The 14454-nt window shown below is 60.4% G+C and carries 9 protein-coding genes and 1 other RNA gene; 3 read left to right on the top strand and 7 right to left on the bottom strand.

What is annotated here, in order from left to right; all coding sequences use genetic code 11:
• Positions 1-191: 191 nt before the first annotated feature.
• Entirely contained in the window at positions 192-1085 is an 894-nt protein-coding gene (locus NQ491_RS03390) for a 1,4-dihydroxy-2-naphthoate polyprenyltransferase (RefSeq protein WP_019244727.1), read from the bottom strand.
• 944 nt (positions 1086-2029) lie between these two features.
• Positions 2030-2431, bottom strand: a transfer-messenger RNA (tmRNA) gene (gene ssrA / locus NQ491_RS03395).
• A 227-nt stretch (positions 2432-2658) separates the two neighbouring features.
• On the opposite strand from ssrA, the gene NQ491_RS03400 reads away from it, so the two are divergent.
• Positions 2659-3159 carry a GNAT family N-acetyltransferase gene (locus NQ491_RS03400; RefSeq protein WP_019244726.1) on the top strand — a complete coding sequence of 167 codons (501 nt, stop codon included), beginning with the start codon at positions 2659-2661 and terminating at the stop codon, positions 3157-3159.
• Between the two features lie 321 nt (positions 3160-3480).
• Here the strand turns inward: NQ491_RS03400 and NQ491_RS03405 are convergent, their stop codons facing one another.
• Positions 3481-5745 carry a hypothetical protein gene (locus tag NQ491_RS03405; protein WP_034282450.1) on the bottom strand — a complete coding sequence of 755 codons (2265 nt, stop codon included), beginning with the start codon at positions 5743-5745 and terminating at the stop codon, positions 3481-3483.
• A gap of 502 nt (positions 5746-6247) precedes the next feature.
• Between NQ491_RS03405 and NQ491_RS03410 the strand changes: the two genes are divergently transcribed.
• The gene (locus NQ491_RS03410; protein WP_026089474.1) at positions 6248-6988 is read left to right on the top strand and encodes a cell division ATP-binding protein FtsE; all 741 of its coding nucleotides are present in this window, start codon (positions 6248-6250) and stop codon (positions 6986-6988) included.
• A gap of 132 nt (positions 6989-7120) precedes the next feature.
• Positions 7121-9082, top strand: a complete 1962-nt coding sequence (gyrB, locus tag NQ491_RS03415) for a DNA topoisomerase (ATP-hydrolyzing) subunit B (protein WP_019244723.1) — start codon at positions 7121-7123, stop codon at positions 9080-9082.
• A gap of 704 nt (positions 9083-9786) precedes the next feature.
• Here gyrB and NQ491_RS03420 read toward each other — a convergent pair.
• The 4 genes from NQ491_RS03420 to NQ491_RS03435 all read right to left on the bottom strand — a co-directional run bounded on the left by NQ491_RS03420 (position 9787) and on the right by NQ491_RS03435 (position 14440).
• A complete protein-coding gene (locus tag NQ491_RS03420) occupies positions 9787-10287 on the bottom strand; it encodes a DUF4251 domain-containing protein (RefSeq protein WP_157365645.1) in 501 nt (166 codons plus the stop codon).
• Positions 10288-10435: 148 nt separating this feature from the next.
• Entirely contained in the window at positions 10436-11890 is a 1455-nt protein-coding gene (locus NQ491_RS03425) for a DHA2 family efflux MFS transporter permease subunit (protein WP_019244720.1), read from the bottom strand.
• Positions 11891-12066: 176 nt separating this feature from the next.
• The gene (locus NQ491_RS03430; protein ID WP_034282480.1) at positions 12067-12918 is read right to left on the bottom strand and encodes a bifunctional methionine sulfoxide reductase B/A protein; all 852 of its coding nucleotides are present in this window, start codon (positions 12916-12918) and stop codon (positions 12067-12069) included.
• Between the two features lie 610 nt (positions 12919-13528).
• Positions 13529-14440, bottom strand: a complete 912-nt coding sequence (locus tag NQ491_RS03435) for a Ppx/GppA phosphatase family protein (protein ID WP_019244718.1) — start codon at positions 14438-14440, stop codon at positions 13529-13531.
• Positions 14441-14454: the final 14 nt, after the last annotated feature.

Genomic DNA, 14454 nt, shown 5'->3' on the forward strand with positions numbered 1-14454 from the left:
ATTTCCTTTTGTTGTTGCTACCATTTGCGCAACCAGTGAACGGAACGAAGACCATTGACATACATCACAGAAAGCCGGATACTCCGACTTTACCGCTCATACTCTCTTTCATCGGACGAATCCATTCATTTTCAGAGAAAAACCGGATAGCCCGAATACCCGGATCGGCAGGAAACGGCAGTCTCTACGATTCAGCCGAGTATCAGTCCGAGCGAAAGCAGCGCGGCCCACAGCAACATATTGCGCGACGTCTCGCCCAGCACGCCGTTGAGCGCCTTGCCGCTGCCTATGCGCGTCATCCGGCGCCAACTCGCCGCATGGAACGGCAGATAAAGCAACGGAAGGAGACCGGCCCACAGTCGCCCCCGAGGCACGAACCACAGACAAAGCAGCACGGCCGCCGAGCCCGCCGCCAGATAGAGAATCCGGCCGGCACGGGCTCCGAAGCGCACGACCAGCGTGCGCTTGCCGCTCAGCGCGTCCTGCTCGCGGTCGCGGTAATTGTTCAGCATCAGCAGCGTGTCGATCGCCAAACCGCAGGCCAAAGAGGCAACCGCCGCGTCAGCCGTCCAACTGTGGCACATTATGTAATAGATGCAGCCTACCGGAACGAAGCCGAAAAAGAGGACGACCAGCAGATCGCCCCACCCGTGATACGCCAACGGATAGGGACCCGCCGTATAAAGAAACGCGAACAATACGCACACGGCCCCGACGGCGATCAGTTCCGGTCCGCCGTAACGGAGCAGTCCGAGTCCCGCCACGCAGGCGGCAAGGGTCGTGCAGAATATGCCTCGCTTCATCGCGCGGGGAGCGATCCACCCTTCCGCGCAGGCTCTTCGCGGCCCCAACCGGTCCCCCCGGTCGCTGCCTTTCAGATAGTCGAACAGGTCGTTGATCAGGTTCGCGTCGATCTGCATCAGAAAAGCGAACAGCGTGCACAGCAGTGCCTCCGGCCAGCGAAAACAGCCGTCGGAATAGGCCAGCGCGCACCCGACCAGCACGGGAACGGCGGCCGCAGCCAGCGTTTTGGGACGCGAGGCGAGCACCCAAGCCCGGAACACGCCGGGTTTCTCCGTTTTCATAGGCATATCGTATTAGTCGGAAGACAAAGATAGTTCATAATCGCTCCGAATAGTCGCCGCTTATGGAGCCGAACGTAAAAAACGGCATCCGGATGCGGAGCGGCACAGGCTCCGGCCTGCACGTCAGGGCATCCCGCCCGCATCTTCTCCGGACATGGACAAGCGGCCCGACCTGCCTGCCGACTTTTCGGGCCGTGTCGAAAAACAGTGCGGCGCTCGAGGACCGAGCATTAGCGAGGACTTTCCGAACGTAAAAAAGCGATTATCTTCCATGTGCCAAGCGCATTCGCAACCGGAGCTTTTACATCTGCCGGCCACGGTCGGCAACCACAAGCCGCGCATCCGATCAGGCCTCTGCCCCAAACCGCTCAGCCGTAGGGAGCCTGATACCGGGAAACCGGAAACATCGGGAACTCGAAGGTCTGTAGAGGAAAGTATACAATCGGTATCCCGAAAACATCCCAAGCCGACTCGAATCGGCGCATGCCGATGCCACCTCGCCCCCTCCCGAGCCGCAGAAAGACCGGACGAGGCAAGCGACCGAACACGAACCGGAAGGAACGGGAGAAACGGAGCGCATTCCGAAAATGCCCGGTCCTATCCGATAACGATCGGGAAACGGAAAGGAACGCCATGAACCGCCCTTTCCTAAAAACGACGCTCAGGAAGAAAATGACGGCACGAAGCGACGATACACGCAGGCGGCCCCTTCGGACCGGGCGGCCCCAAAGCCGTCCCGTCTACCAAAACGGCGACAAAGAACGAAAAAAACCGAAAGTCGTCCCGCCGGACCTGCCGGCAACAGGCACGGAAAGACCCGAAGACCGTTCTGTCGGATAAACCGGCAATGGGAAAGCCCGCGGCTGCCGGCCGGAGCGGATCGGCGACCGGCGACAGCCCGTACGAAAACGGGCACAGGACCGGTCGGTCCTGTGCCCGCATATCGGTGGAACTGGAGGGAGTCGAACCCTCGTCCAAACAAGGAACCCGAGGGCTTTCTACACGCTTATCCTTCGATTGATCCTCTTGCCGCGACCTGGCCGAAGGCGACCCAGTCGCAGCCGCAGCCTATGAAATCTCGCGGCCGCTTATAGGCGTCGCAACCGCCATTCCCGTTTCGATGATACCCCGGATTCCTCGCGCTACGGGACGGAGCGCTCGGCGGGGTACTCGTTCCACGGACTCATCGGACCGCGGAATTAAGCCATTTTACTCTGTAAAATTAAGCAGCGAGTGCGTAGCTATTATTGCCATTTGTAATTCGAGCATTCAGTTTTACGAGAGCCCACACAACGCTCGGCGTGCTTACCATCAGACTCTGCCTGCTGTCAAAACCGGTCAGTCCCTGATCGCCCTGCGGACCGTCTTTCCATAAGACGGCACACAAAGCTTGATGCAAAGATAACGTATTTTTCCCGACAAACGGCGCCTGCGGAGGAAAAATTGCGAGAAAAGCGGCAGAGGACCGGGAAAAGACCTCCGAGTTCCTGCCGAGTAAGACGCGATCCGACCGAAAGCGCGACTCGAAAAAATAGGCTATTTTTGCAATCGGAGGTCCTCAATACTTACCGCAATGACCACGATACGAAAAGCGACGCCGTCCGACATACCCCTGATTCGCGAAATGGCATGGAAGACTTTTCCGGCCACGTACAGCGAGATTCTGAGCCGGGAGCAGACGGACTACATGATGGAATGGATGTACTCGCCCGAAAGCCTGCGCGACCAGATGGAACGGCAGGGGCACGTCTACTACATCGCCTGCGAGGACAACGAGCCGGCCGGCTATGTCTCCGTCCAGCGACAGGGTCCCGGGCTGTTCCATCTGCAAAAAATCTACGTGTTGCCCGCCTTTCAGAAATGCAGGCTGGGGCGCAAGCTGTTCGAGCACGCGGTCTCCGTTGTCCGGGAATTCGCTTGCGGCCCCTGCACGATGGAGTTGAACGTAAACCGCGACAATCCGGCGCTGGGATTCTACGAGCATATGGGCATGAAAAAGGTCCGGCAGGGAGATTTTCCGATCGGCAACGGCTACTACATGAACGACTACATCATGGCGCTGCGCATCGAATGAGCGGACACGCCGGCCCGGCCCCGAGCGCCGAAACGGGCCGGACGCCGGCTCCCCGAGCAACGGTCGTCCGCACGGCGAGCCATGCGCCGGCATGACGGGCGCGAGACATTCCCTTCGGGAAAGACGCGCCCTGCCGCACAAAGCCAGAACGGGGCACACACCGCGCCGTACGGCTATTGCCTAAGATCTGCCGGCACCGGTCTTCCGACGGCATAGCACGAGCGGACGAAGCGACAAGGGAAGAACGTCCGATACAGACCGCAGAAACGAAGAATCGCGAACCTCGGTCGTCCGGCCGAACGACCGGGCCCATGCTTCCCGTCAACGGATGTCCACCGTATACTCGCGGCCGTCCTCGAGAGCATCGATCGTGACCCATGCCCAGCGGGCGTCGCCCGACAGTTCGGTCGGGCACTTCTGGCCGTTCACCGTGACCGTTTCGCAGTCGAACGGACCGGCCCGGAATTTCAGCGCACGCAGATCGCCCCTGTCCGTCACGCGGAACACGGCCCGCTGGCGGCTTCCCCGCGGATAATCGACCCGATAGTCGATCGTGGCGCCGTCGCCGCCCCATACATGCAGACCGCTCACATGGACATTCCAGCCCCGGGGAAGACGGGGCATCACCTTGACAACGCCGTCCGCAGCCTTCGACGCTCCGGCCGCGATCATCACGGTTCGCAGCGTCTCGTTCTGCTGCACGAAATTGCCCAGATCGCCCTGCCGCCGGATCATGTCTTTCTCGCGGCTGTACGACGCGCACTCGGGCACGATGAACGGCTTCGGCAGACGCGGCGCATAGCACAGCCGGGCCAGATTCCGCAGGAAGCGGTCGTAATCGGCGCTCCGATCGAGCAACAGCGCGTTCTGCGAGATCAGGTTATGATCGTAGCCGAGTCCCCGGGGCCCCATGTAGGTATCGCCGACGTAGCGCGCGAGGTCATCGCGGTAGGTGTCGCGACTGAGCTCGTACCAGCGCTCGGGCACGTCCGATCCGACATCCCAGCCGACGTACTCGGCCCATGTCGTCAGCGAGGGATCGTGAAAGAAGCCGAACTTTTCCGTATTCCACTTTCCGTCCCGGACGCAGTAGCGCAGGATCGCCTCGCCCAGACTGTCGGCGAGCGCATTCCAGCGGCCCGCCTCGATCGAACGGCCCGCCTTCTCGGCCATTGCGGCGTACATGCGGAGGCCCAGAAAACAGGACATGTTGTTGAACATCGTGAACTCCATCATACCGCCTTCGGTCTCGCCGTACATCAGCCCGTGCTCGTTGAACGACAGATCGGGGTGCGCCATCGTCCAGTCGATCCACCGGACGGCTTCGCGCACGTACTTCCAGTTATCGCGCACCCACGCGGCCGAAGCTCCGCCGCAGAGCCAGGCGTTGGCCACGCTCATCATCGTCATGCCGTGACCGTCGGGCTCGGCATTGCCGTAATTCTGGAAATCCTCGCCGAAACGCTCCTTCGTATAGCGAGTGGGCCATCCAACCCCGACGAGTACCCGGGAGTACTCGAGCGGCTTGTTCGGAATCACGCTCCAATGCCCGGGGATGGCTACCTCGCCGAAATAGAGCTCCTGCTCGGGATAGTACATCAGCCAGCGGTTCAGGAAATCGGCCGTGCGGAGCGCCTCGGCCCCGAGCCCCAGCATCGAAAGCAGAACCAGCGGACGGTTGCGCGAGTACATGCAACTCGTGTAGCTCTCCGCCCGGGGAACCCACGTGCCGAACCCGTCGTAGCGCCACGAGTCGGCCCCGCGCGACGACTCGCAGATCATGCCGTCGGGAAGCATTTTGTTGCGGACGATATCTTCCACGTTGTCGTGGAAGACACGGGTCAGGATATTCGCGTAGCTGTCTCCCGTAAACTCGATTCTCGCCAGAGCATACTCCTCGGGATAGACGAAAGGCGGCACGCGGCGGCAGTCGTCGCCGAACGTATAGAGACGGCGGACGATACGTTCCAAGCAGTCGGTCCGCAGGTCGGGGCGCCGGCTGTCGACCGCATGCATATCGAAAAAGGGATCGTCGGCCCGTACCGGAACGCCGCCCGAAAGCGTCCCGCGAGTCCCCGCGGGAACCAGATAACCGCCCGTGAAAACAGGCTCGCCCCGCTTGTCGGGATTGTCCCGGACGAATATCTCCCTGACCGGTTCGTTCCGCAGGCGAATTTTCAGCACGCACTGCGGCTCGCCCTCGAAAGCGCCCTTCAGGCAAAGAGCCTCCCGAAGGCAGGCGGTCATCTCGGGTTCGGCCCGGTCGGTCTTGAAGGGCGCGCCGCCGTCGAGCCAATGGGCGCGGAACCACATCGTACAGCCGAAAACGAGCGGGACCTCGTCCTGGGAGCCGTCCTCGTAGACGATAACCACCTCGCCGGCCCGGTCGCCGACATACAGGTTCTCGGATTCGACGATCCCGCCCCAAGGAACCGTACCCGCATCGATCGAATTGTAGCCTCCGACCAGATAGAGGTCGCCTCCGTCGCGCGGCTCCGCCGAGGCTTCCAGCGGCATCTCGAACCAGCCGCCGCGCTCGGGCGACGAAGGCTCGGCGGCAAAAACAGCGCCGCAATATAAAGACATCGGCAATACGACGGTCCAGAATCGGACCAAAAAACGAGACGAAACGGAAAAGAAAAACATGGCAAGCAGAGTTTGGAGTCAGTATTCCAAAGATAACAAGAAAATTTCCGGAACCGGCGGCGCGGCCGCTTGTTTGTCAAGAATCTCCCGCTTTCGGTCAAAAAAGAAACAGCGACCGTTTTCCGTATCTAGCCGGGACAAGCCGAGAGCAGGATTCGCCTCCCGACGCGAGCCGCATCTCACAGCGGCCGGCAGAGAAAAAGGGCAGCGGAAGCCCTCCCTCGTTCCGCTCGACGAAATCCTCCGCTACATCCTCCACGCAGGAAATTTTGCACGACGGACTTCGCGCCGTCTCCCCGAAACGGGCATCGGATCGAACGATTACCCGTTAAGGATCAACCCATTGAAAAAAGGAGCCGGCGAATAGGCCCGCTCTCTTTCCCGGGCCGCGCGGAGGTTTCGGAACATTTGCTTATCTTTGGGATGCAAAATGACGAACACGATGAATCCGAACACGGTTGTCGAGCTGCGGGACGCGGCGATCTATCATGCCAACGACGCGTTCCGCGAGGCTTCATTCAAAGGACACAAAGGCGTGCAGAACCTGATCCTTTCCGACGTGAACCTGTCGGTCTACCCGGGCGAAATGGTCTATCTGATCGGCCGGGTCGGATCGGGCAAGAGTTCGCTTCTGAAAACGCTGTACGCCGAGCTGCCGCTGCGGGAAGGGTACGGCAGCGTCGTCGGTTTCGACCTGCGCCGGATCCGGCGCAAGGACGTGCCCTATCTGCGCCGCCGCATGGGCATCGTGTTTCAGGACTACCGCCTGCTGACGGACCGCAACGTCTTTATGAACCTGCACTTCGTGCTCAGGGCCACCGGCTGGCGCAACGAATTGCAGATCCGCAGCAAGATCGCCGAGGTGCTCGACATGGTCAGTCTCCACAACAAGGAGTACAAGATGCCCTACGAGCTCTCGGGCGGCGAACAGCAGCGCCTGGCCATTGCGCGGGCGCTGCTCAACGACCCGCAGGTGATCCTGGCCGACGAACCGACCGGCAACCTCGACCCTGCCGCCGCCGACGGGCTGATGCAACTGCTCCGATGGATCGTATCGCGAGGCTGCGCCGTACTGATGTCCACTCACAACATCAGCAACATCCAGCAATATCCGTCCCGCACGCTACGGTTCAATCAGGGCCGCGTCGAGGAGATCGACATGCAGTCGATTCTTGGCATTTAGCGAAAAAATCGTTATCTTTGCTTGAATTGTTCCGCGCCGTCGGCCGAAACGGCCGGGCCGTTTTTTCCGAACCGTCGCGCGGACATGCAGTTCATTGCATTTCAACCTTTTGAAGATTATTAACCACATCCTATGAGCACAGAGGAAAAAAATCAGGTTCATCAGCCGGAAGAGTATTCGGCATCCAGCATTCAGGTTCTCGAAGGGCTCGAGGCGGTGCGCAAACGTCCCGCCATGTACATCGGGGACATCGGGGTGAGAGGACTGCACCACCTGGTCTACGAGGTGGTCGACAACTCGATCGACGAGGCGCTGGCCGGATACTGCACCGACATAGACGTCACGATCAACGAGGACGACTCGATCACCGTGCGCGACAACGGCCGGGGCATTCCGACCGACTTCCATGAAAAGGAGGGACGTTCGGCGCTGGAGGTCGTGCTGACCGTACTGCACGCCGGAGGAAAGTTCAACAAGGACAGCTACAAGGTCTCGGGCGGTCTGCACGGCGTGGGCGTATCGTGCGTCAACGCGCTCTCGACGCTGCTCACGGCCGAGGTGCACCGGCAGGGCCGCATTTTCCGCCAGCAATTCAGCAAGGGCACTCCGCTGGCTCCGATGGAAGTGATCGGCGAAACCTCGGAGGAGGATCACGGAACGATCATCACGTTCAAGCCCGACGACACGATTTTCTCGGTCACCGAATACGACTACGAGACGCTCTCGTCGCGCATGCGCGAACTGGCATACCTGAACAAGGGCGTGCGGCTGAACATCACCGACCGGCGCAACCGCAACGAGCAGGGAGAGTTCGTGCACGACTCGTTCTATTCGACCGAGGGGCTCAAGGAGTTCGTCCAGTTCCTCGACGCGAGCCGCGAGCCGCTGACCGAAACGCCGATCTACATCGACACCGAGAAGGACGGCGTACCGGTCGAAGTGGCGATGCAATACAACACGAGCTTCTCGGAGAACGTCCACTCGTATGTCAACAACATCAATACGATCGAAGGCGGCACGCACCTGACGGGCTTCCGCCGCGCGCTGACGCGCACGCTGAAGAAATACGCCGAGGACTCGGGCCTGCTCGCCAAGCTGAAGTTCGAGATCAACGGCGACGACTTCCGCGAGGGACTGACGGCCATCGTATCGGTCAAGGTGGCCGAGCCCCAGTTTGAGGGACAGACCAAGACGAAACTGGGCAACAGCGAGGTGGCCGGAGCCGTCGATCAGGCCATATCGGGCGCGCTGACGCACTATCTGGAGGAGAACCCGAAGGACGCCCGAGCGATCGTATCGAAAGTGATCCTCGCCGCCACGGCACGCCACGCGGCGCGCAAGGCCCGCGAGCTGGTGCAGCGCAAGACCGTACTGTCGGGCTCGGGCCTGCCGGGCAAGCTGGCCGACTGCTCGTCGCGCGACCGCGATCAGGCCGAAATCTTCTTCGTCGAGGGAGACTCGGCCGGCGGATCGGCCAAGCAGGGCCGCGACAGGAATTTTCAGGCGATCATGCCGCTGCGGGGCAAGATACTGAACGTCGAGAAAGCCATGGAGCACCGGATTTTCGAGAACGAGGAAATCCGCAACATCTTCACCGCGCTCGGCGTGACCATAGGCACCGAAGAAGACAGCAAGGCGCTGAATCTGGAGAAGCTGCGCTACGGGCGGGTCATCATCATGACCGATGCCGATGTCGACGGCAGCCACATCGCCACGCTGATGCTGACGTTCTTCTTCCGTTACATGAACAACCTGATCAAGAACGGACACGTCTATATCGCGACGCCTCCTCTCTATCAGGTCAAGAAAGGCAAGAACAGCCGCTACTGCTGGACCGAGGAGGAACGCGAGGCCGCGCTCGAGGAGTTCGGAGCCAAGGGCGCTCACGTACAGCGGTACAAAGGTCTGGGAGAGATGAATCCCGAACAGCTGTGGGAAACGACCATGTCGCCTAAGACGCGCATTCTGCGCAAAGTGAACATCGAGAGCGCCGCCGAGGCGGACCGGATTTTCTCGATGCTGATGGGCGACGACGTGCCGCCCCGACGCGAATTCATCGAGCGGCACGCCAAATACGCGAATATCGACATTTGACCGAATCGGGCGCAGACCGACGACAGGGGCCGCTTTCGCGGCCCCTGTCGTCATTTAGCGTACGGATAAAACAGATAACGAGCGCTCTCCCCTGCCGAGCGACGGTTGTCCGACGACGCTTGTCGCACCTCTGCTCCGCCCGGATCGCATCCGGCCGGATTCCGCCGCCCCGAACCGCTCGGACCGAAGGACCGCAGACGAATCCCGGCAAGCGCTCCGACATTGCTCGACACGGCCCGAAGCCGAAAAAAGAGGCAATAGATCCGAGTACTCAGGCGCCTCGGGCCCATGCAGCCATAGCCGAAGCGAAGCACCGCGAGCACGAAACCGCAACGCTTCCGAACGCCCCGAGAAACGACAAGCCCGACGATATGCGACAAAAACGGCTCGAAAAAGGGGAAGGCAATGATACGATGCCTCAACGTACCAAGCGCATTCGCAACCGGAGTTTTTATATCCGCCCTGTCTCGGTTAACTACCATCAACCGGGCACCGTCCGATTAGCCTCTGCCGCCGGAGGGGATTTCATGCTCGGAAACACCGAGAACTCGAGGGCCGGTACAGCAAAGCACATAACCGGAAAACGGAACGATTCGCTCGCCGGCAAGCAAGCGAAACGGGAAATGCGGCTCCAAACCGACGGTATGACCCGGCGTGCGGCCGAGCGACAAAGACGATGCCGCACCCCGGAAATCCCCTCGCTATCAGAAACCCGCTGCGTTTCGGGCAGATAGAGCGCCTTTGTAAGTGATGCTCTCGCAGCTCTCGGGAACGAGGGAAACGCTCGTCAGGCCGTTCGGTTCGATGCGGAACGTGAACGAGCACGACTCGGTACTCGTCCGGGCGGAAAAGGTAATCACCCAATTGCCCCGCTTCATTTTTTTCACTCGGTAGTTGGTAATCGGCGCATCGTTGAAGCTCATGCCCTCGTCGGCTCCCAACGGAGCCCGGTAGCTTTGACCGACATAGGGAAGAACCGTCTGCAGCGTATCCCCGCAGACATGAATCGTATAGCCGCTGACGGTAAAACTCCTCTGCTTGAGCGGATAGACGCTCGAGACCGCTATCCAGTAATCCCTGCTATCCAGCATTTTCTCGACGATCGCCGCCTGACGGGGATCCGTCACCGGCTTCTTGGCCTCGGCGGGAAAGAACGACATCAGCGAAAAGAGCAGCAACGACAGACCGAGCAAGCTTCGTTTCATAACGGTAAAGATTTTAGACATCGAGCGAAAGATAAGAATTATTTCCGAATATCCAACCTATTCCCGAACACCTTGTTCGACCGATTCCGAAGACCTTCTTCCCCGCTGAGAGCGGGAAATTTTCCGCAACGGCGCGGGCGGATATCCGTCAAAACAGCCCGGAACCCGAATCCGTTCCTTTATGACGTCTGCGCAGCAGGAGCAGAAAAGGAAGCGCCGAGGCAAGCGTCAGCATCACGACGATCGTAAAATCGTCGGTCACTCCCGAAACGTAGGCTTCGGTCCGGTCGCCCGCATCGCGGGCCGTATGGTAGGCGATGCGCGAGGTCATGACCGCCGTGAGCAGCGCGATGCTGATACTTCCGACCAACTGCTTGATACTGTTAGATATGCCCGCTGCAGCAGCCATCTGGTTCTGATTCAGGTTCCGAAGCGAGAAAGCGTTCAGCGGCGCGAAGGTCAGCCCCATGCCGAATCCCCGCAGATAGACGACGGCCATGATAGCGGAATGGGGCGTGCGAACCGTAAACCGGCTGGCTAGAAAAAAGCTCAGCGCCATCACGGCGATGCCGGCGAACACGAGCGGCAGCGCGCCGACATAGCGAGTAAGAATGCCCGAAGCGGTCGACAGAACTCCCTGAATCAGTCCTACCGGCAGGAAAACCATACCTGCCATCAGCGCCGTATAGCCCAGCCCGTTCTGCATGTAAAGCGGCAGCAGATAAGTGCCGCCGAACATGCCGATGCCGAAGATAATCAACACGAGCATCGAGACGCCGAAATGACGGTCGCCCAACAGGCGGATGTCGAGCAGCGGATGGTCCGTCCGCAGCTCGCGGACGATGAACACGGCCAGCGCGACGGCCGCCACGGCGAACGAGCCGGCCACGTCCCAGGCCGTCCAGCCGTGCGGGTTGCCCGACGCATTGCCCCGGGCCAGCCCGTAGATGACCAACGGCATGAAAAGAGCGACGCTCACGAAGCCGATCCAGTCGAACCGGCCTATGTCGGGATTCCTCCACTCTTTCTGAATCAGCAGCGAGGCGGCAATGCCCAGTATGCCGATCGGCACGTTCACATCGAAAATCAGATGCCAACTGTAATCGTCCACCAGAAAACCGCCCACCAGAGGTCCGAAGGAGATGGACGCCGCAGCAGCGACCGCCCACAGACCGAGCGCCGTGCTGAGCTGCTTGGCGGGAAATTCGCGCGAAACGATGGCCAGTCCCAGCGACTGGATAATGCCGCTGCCCACCCCTTGCAATGCCCGGGAAAAAATCAGGAACTCGTCGACGGTGGCCCGGCCGCAACACCACGATCCGAACGTAAACAGAATCATGCCGAGCACGTATATCCGCTTGTTGCCGTAGCGGTCGGCCAGCCAGCCGGCCGTAGGCAACATGATCGTCATCGTAATCATATAGGCCGTGACGACCCACTCGGCCGTCGAAAGGCCGATGTGAAAGACATTCATGATCGTGGGAAGTCCTACGTTGACGACCGTCACGTCAAGCACCGCCATGAACGTACCCACCATGATCACGGCGAGTACCCACCATTTGTAACTCCGGCTCTTCTGCAGCCGGACCTGCCACTGCTTCATACGTAATTTTTCCGCGATGCCAGCGCAAAAAAAATGCCACCTGACACGAGGCGCGCGGCGTTCCGGTCTCGCCAACGGATGAATTCTCCGGGACATGCCTGCCTTTCCGGGAACAACGCGAAACGGGAAAGGTCCGGACAAAAACGTCCGGATCGGCGCGAAGGGGAGAATACCCGTCAGAAACGCTTCGTATAGCCGTGACAATAAGGCTGCGTGCCCTTGCGCTCGTAATAGTCCTGATGATAGGCCTCGGCGGGCCAGAACGTTCCGGCCGGGGTAACCCTCGTCGCGATGCGGTAACCCTTGGCGCGCAACGTATCGAGCAGCCGCTCGGCGACCGCTTTCTGTTCCGGCGTCCGATAGAATATCTCGGAGCGGTACTGGTCGCCTATGTCGGGGCCCTGACGATCGACCTGCGTCGGATCGTGAATCTCCAGAAAAAGTTTCGTCAACGCCTCGTACGACGTTTTCGACGGATCGAACACGACGCGGACGGCTTCGGCATGGCCGGTCTCGTGACTGCAAACCTGCTCGTAGGTAGGACGTTCGGTCCGGCCGCCGGTATAGCCCGACTCGACCGACAGAACGCCCGGAGCCCGCTGCATCAGATGTTCGACGCCCCAAAAGCAGCCTCCTGCGAAAACGGCCGTATCGGTCGCGGCGCGCTCTTCGCCGGCCGTCCTCTCGAAATCGAGCGAAACGGAGTTGACGCAATGGCGGACATTCTTGGGCGTGAATCCCTCGCCGGCGAACACATGGCCCAAATGTCCTCCGCATTTCGCGCAGACGATCTCGGTCCGGCGTCCGTCGGCGTCGGGAACGCGCCGGACCGCTCCCTCGATCTCGTCATCGAAACTGGGCCAGCCGCAGCCCGAATCGAACTTGTCCGCAGAGCGGTAAAGCGGCTCGCCGCACTGCCGGCAGCGGTAGACGCCCGGCTCATTGTGGTCGTAATACTTGCCGGAGAAGGGCCGCTCGGTGCCCTTGTCGACGATCACCCTTTTTTCTTCCTGTGTAAGCGGTTTCATGCTCTGTGCCGTTAGCGGACCCGCCGGCAGCGCCGACAAAAGAATCCAAAATAAGAAGCGACGCATAGAATCGATGTTTTCGATACCGTTCGCCACACGGTATTTCAAATATTGTTCCGCAACCGTCCGCGCCCGTTCCGCCCGCAGCCCCAAGCGGCTCTGCCAGAACGGGCCGACGAAGCGCATAACGCGGACCGTAACGCCTCGGGCACGGACGAGCATCGTACCGACACTCCCCGGCGTCCGCTTCCTCGCCGCAAAGTTCCATTGTACCGTCCGATAACGCCGCCTAAATAAGCGGGTAACCTGATGTCCGGGAGAGAAGATCGGGCAGGCGGCAGGCAACCGGAAAATGCTCCGAAAAGTGCGCATCGAAAACCGGCGAGCACAATTTTGAAGCAAAAAGCCTCAAGCCGACCGTAAACACGAGGGAAGCCCAACAAAAGAAGTCCGAAAGTCTCTTTTCGCCGGTATCCGCGACCTCAGCCCGGCAAACGATTGCCGGCCACAGCGTACGGGAAAGCCCCGAAAGCCGATCGCTCCGCCGAGACACCGTCCGCGACGCAAACATGCAGGCGGAAACCCGCTCGCCCGTTCCTTCCGCCCCGTGTTACAAGTCCTGCGCCTCCTGCTCCAGATGCCGCACGTAAAGGCTGTGCACGATACCGTCGATGATGCCGATCGTAGGCACGATGATCGGGCGATCGCCGGTCACGGACGCGATCCGCAGGAAAATCTCGGCAGCGGGAACGATCACGTCGGCCCGGTCGCCGTTGAGCGAATATTGTTCCATGCGCTGCTCGACGGTCTTGTCCTTCAGTTCGTCGTACAAGGCGCGAAGCCGCCCGATCTCCAGACGGTTGTCATGCGAGGCGCGGGCCATGCGGTACAGTTTGTTGATGTTTCCGCCCGAGCCGATGATCTGCAAGTTCCCGTAGCGACCGGCCCACACTTTCAGTTCGCGGTCGAGCGCCTGCCAGTCGTCGGGACGGACCGTGCCGGTCAGCTGACGGACCGTGCCGATGTCGAAAGAATGCGAATCGACGAGCTTTCCGTCGGCGATCAGGCTGATTTCGGTACTGCCGCCGCCGACGTCGACATAGAGATACGTACCCTCCCGGTCGAGCAGATCGGCCACATGACTGTCGTACACAATACGGGCCTCCTGTTGTCCGTCGATGATCTCGAGGCGGATGCCGGTCTTGTTGTGAATCTTACGGGCGATTCGCTCACCGTTCGACGCGTCGCGCATGGCCGAGGTCGCGCAAGCCCGGTAGGCCGTCACCCCGTATACTTTCATCAGCAGACGGAACGCCTTGACCGTGCGCATGAGCTGTTTCTCCTTGAAGGTCGTGATGACGCCCCGGCGGAACGAGTCCTCGCCCAACCGCAGCGGAATGCGGATCAGGACCGTTTTGGTCATCGCCGAGGGAGGCTCGCCCTCCGCGACGCTCTTGATCAGGAATCGCACGGCGTTCGACCCGATGTCGATCGCGGCGAAATTGAGTTTCTTATTCAACATGTCTATGCAATCAG

It is taken from the genome of Alistipes ihumii AP11, from assembly GCF_025144665.1.
Taxonomy (GTDB): Bacteria; Bacteroidota; Bacteroidia; order Bacteroidales; family Rikenellaceae; genus Alistipes_A; species Alistipes_A ihumii.

Coding starts and splice junctions, on each gene's coding strand:
- NQ491_RS03425 (WP_019244720.1), bottom strand. CDS start 11,890: ATGAAGCAGTGGCAGGTCCGGCTGCAGAAGAGCCGGAGTTACAAATGG.
- NQ491_RS03390 (WP_019244727.1), bottom strand. CDS start 1,085: ATGAAAACGGAGAAACCCGGCGTGTTCCGGGCTTGGGTGCTCGCCTCG.
- NQ491_RS03435 (WP_019244718.1), bottom strand. CDS start 14,440: ATGTTGAATAAGAAACTCAATTTCGCCGCGATCGACATCGGGTCGAAC.
- NQ491_RS03410 (WP_026089474.1), top strand. CDS start 6,248: ATGAATCCGAACACGGTTGTCGAGCTGCGGGACGCGGCGATCTATCAT.
- NQ491_RS03405 (WP_034282450.1), bottom strand. CDS start 5,745: ATGTCTTTATATTGCGGCGCTGTTTTTGCCGCCGAGCCTTCGTCGCCC.
- NQ491_RS03400 (WP_019244726.1), top strand. CDS start 2,659: ATGACCACGATACGAAAAGCGACGCCGTCCGACATACCCCTGATTCGC.
- NQ491_RS03430 (WP_034282480.1), bottom strand. CDS start 12,918: ATGAAACCGCTTACACAGGAAGAAAAAAGGGTGATCGTCGACAAGGGC.
- NQ491_RS03420 (WP_157365645.1), bottom strand. CDS start 10,287: ATGAAACGAAGCTTGCTCGGTCTGTCGTTGCTGCTCTTTTCGCTGATG.
- gyrB (WP_019244723.1), top strand. CDS start 7,121: ATGAGCACAGAGGAAAAAAATCAGGTTCATCAGCCGGAAGAGTATTCG.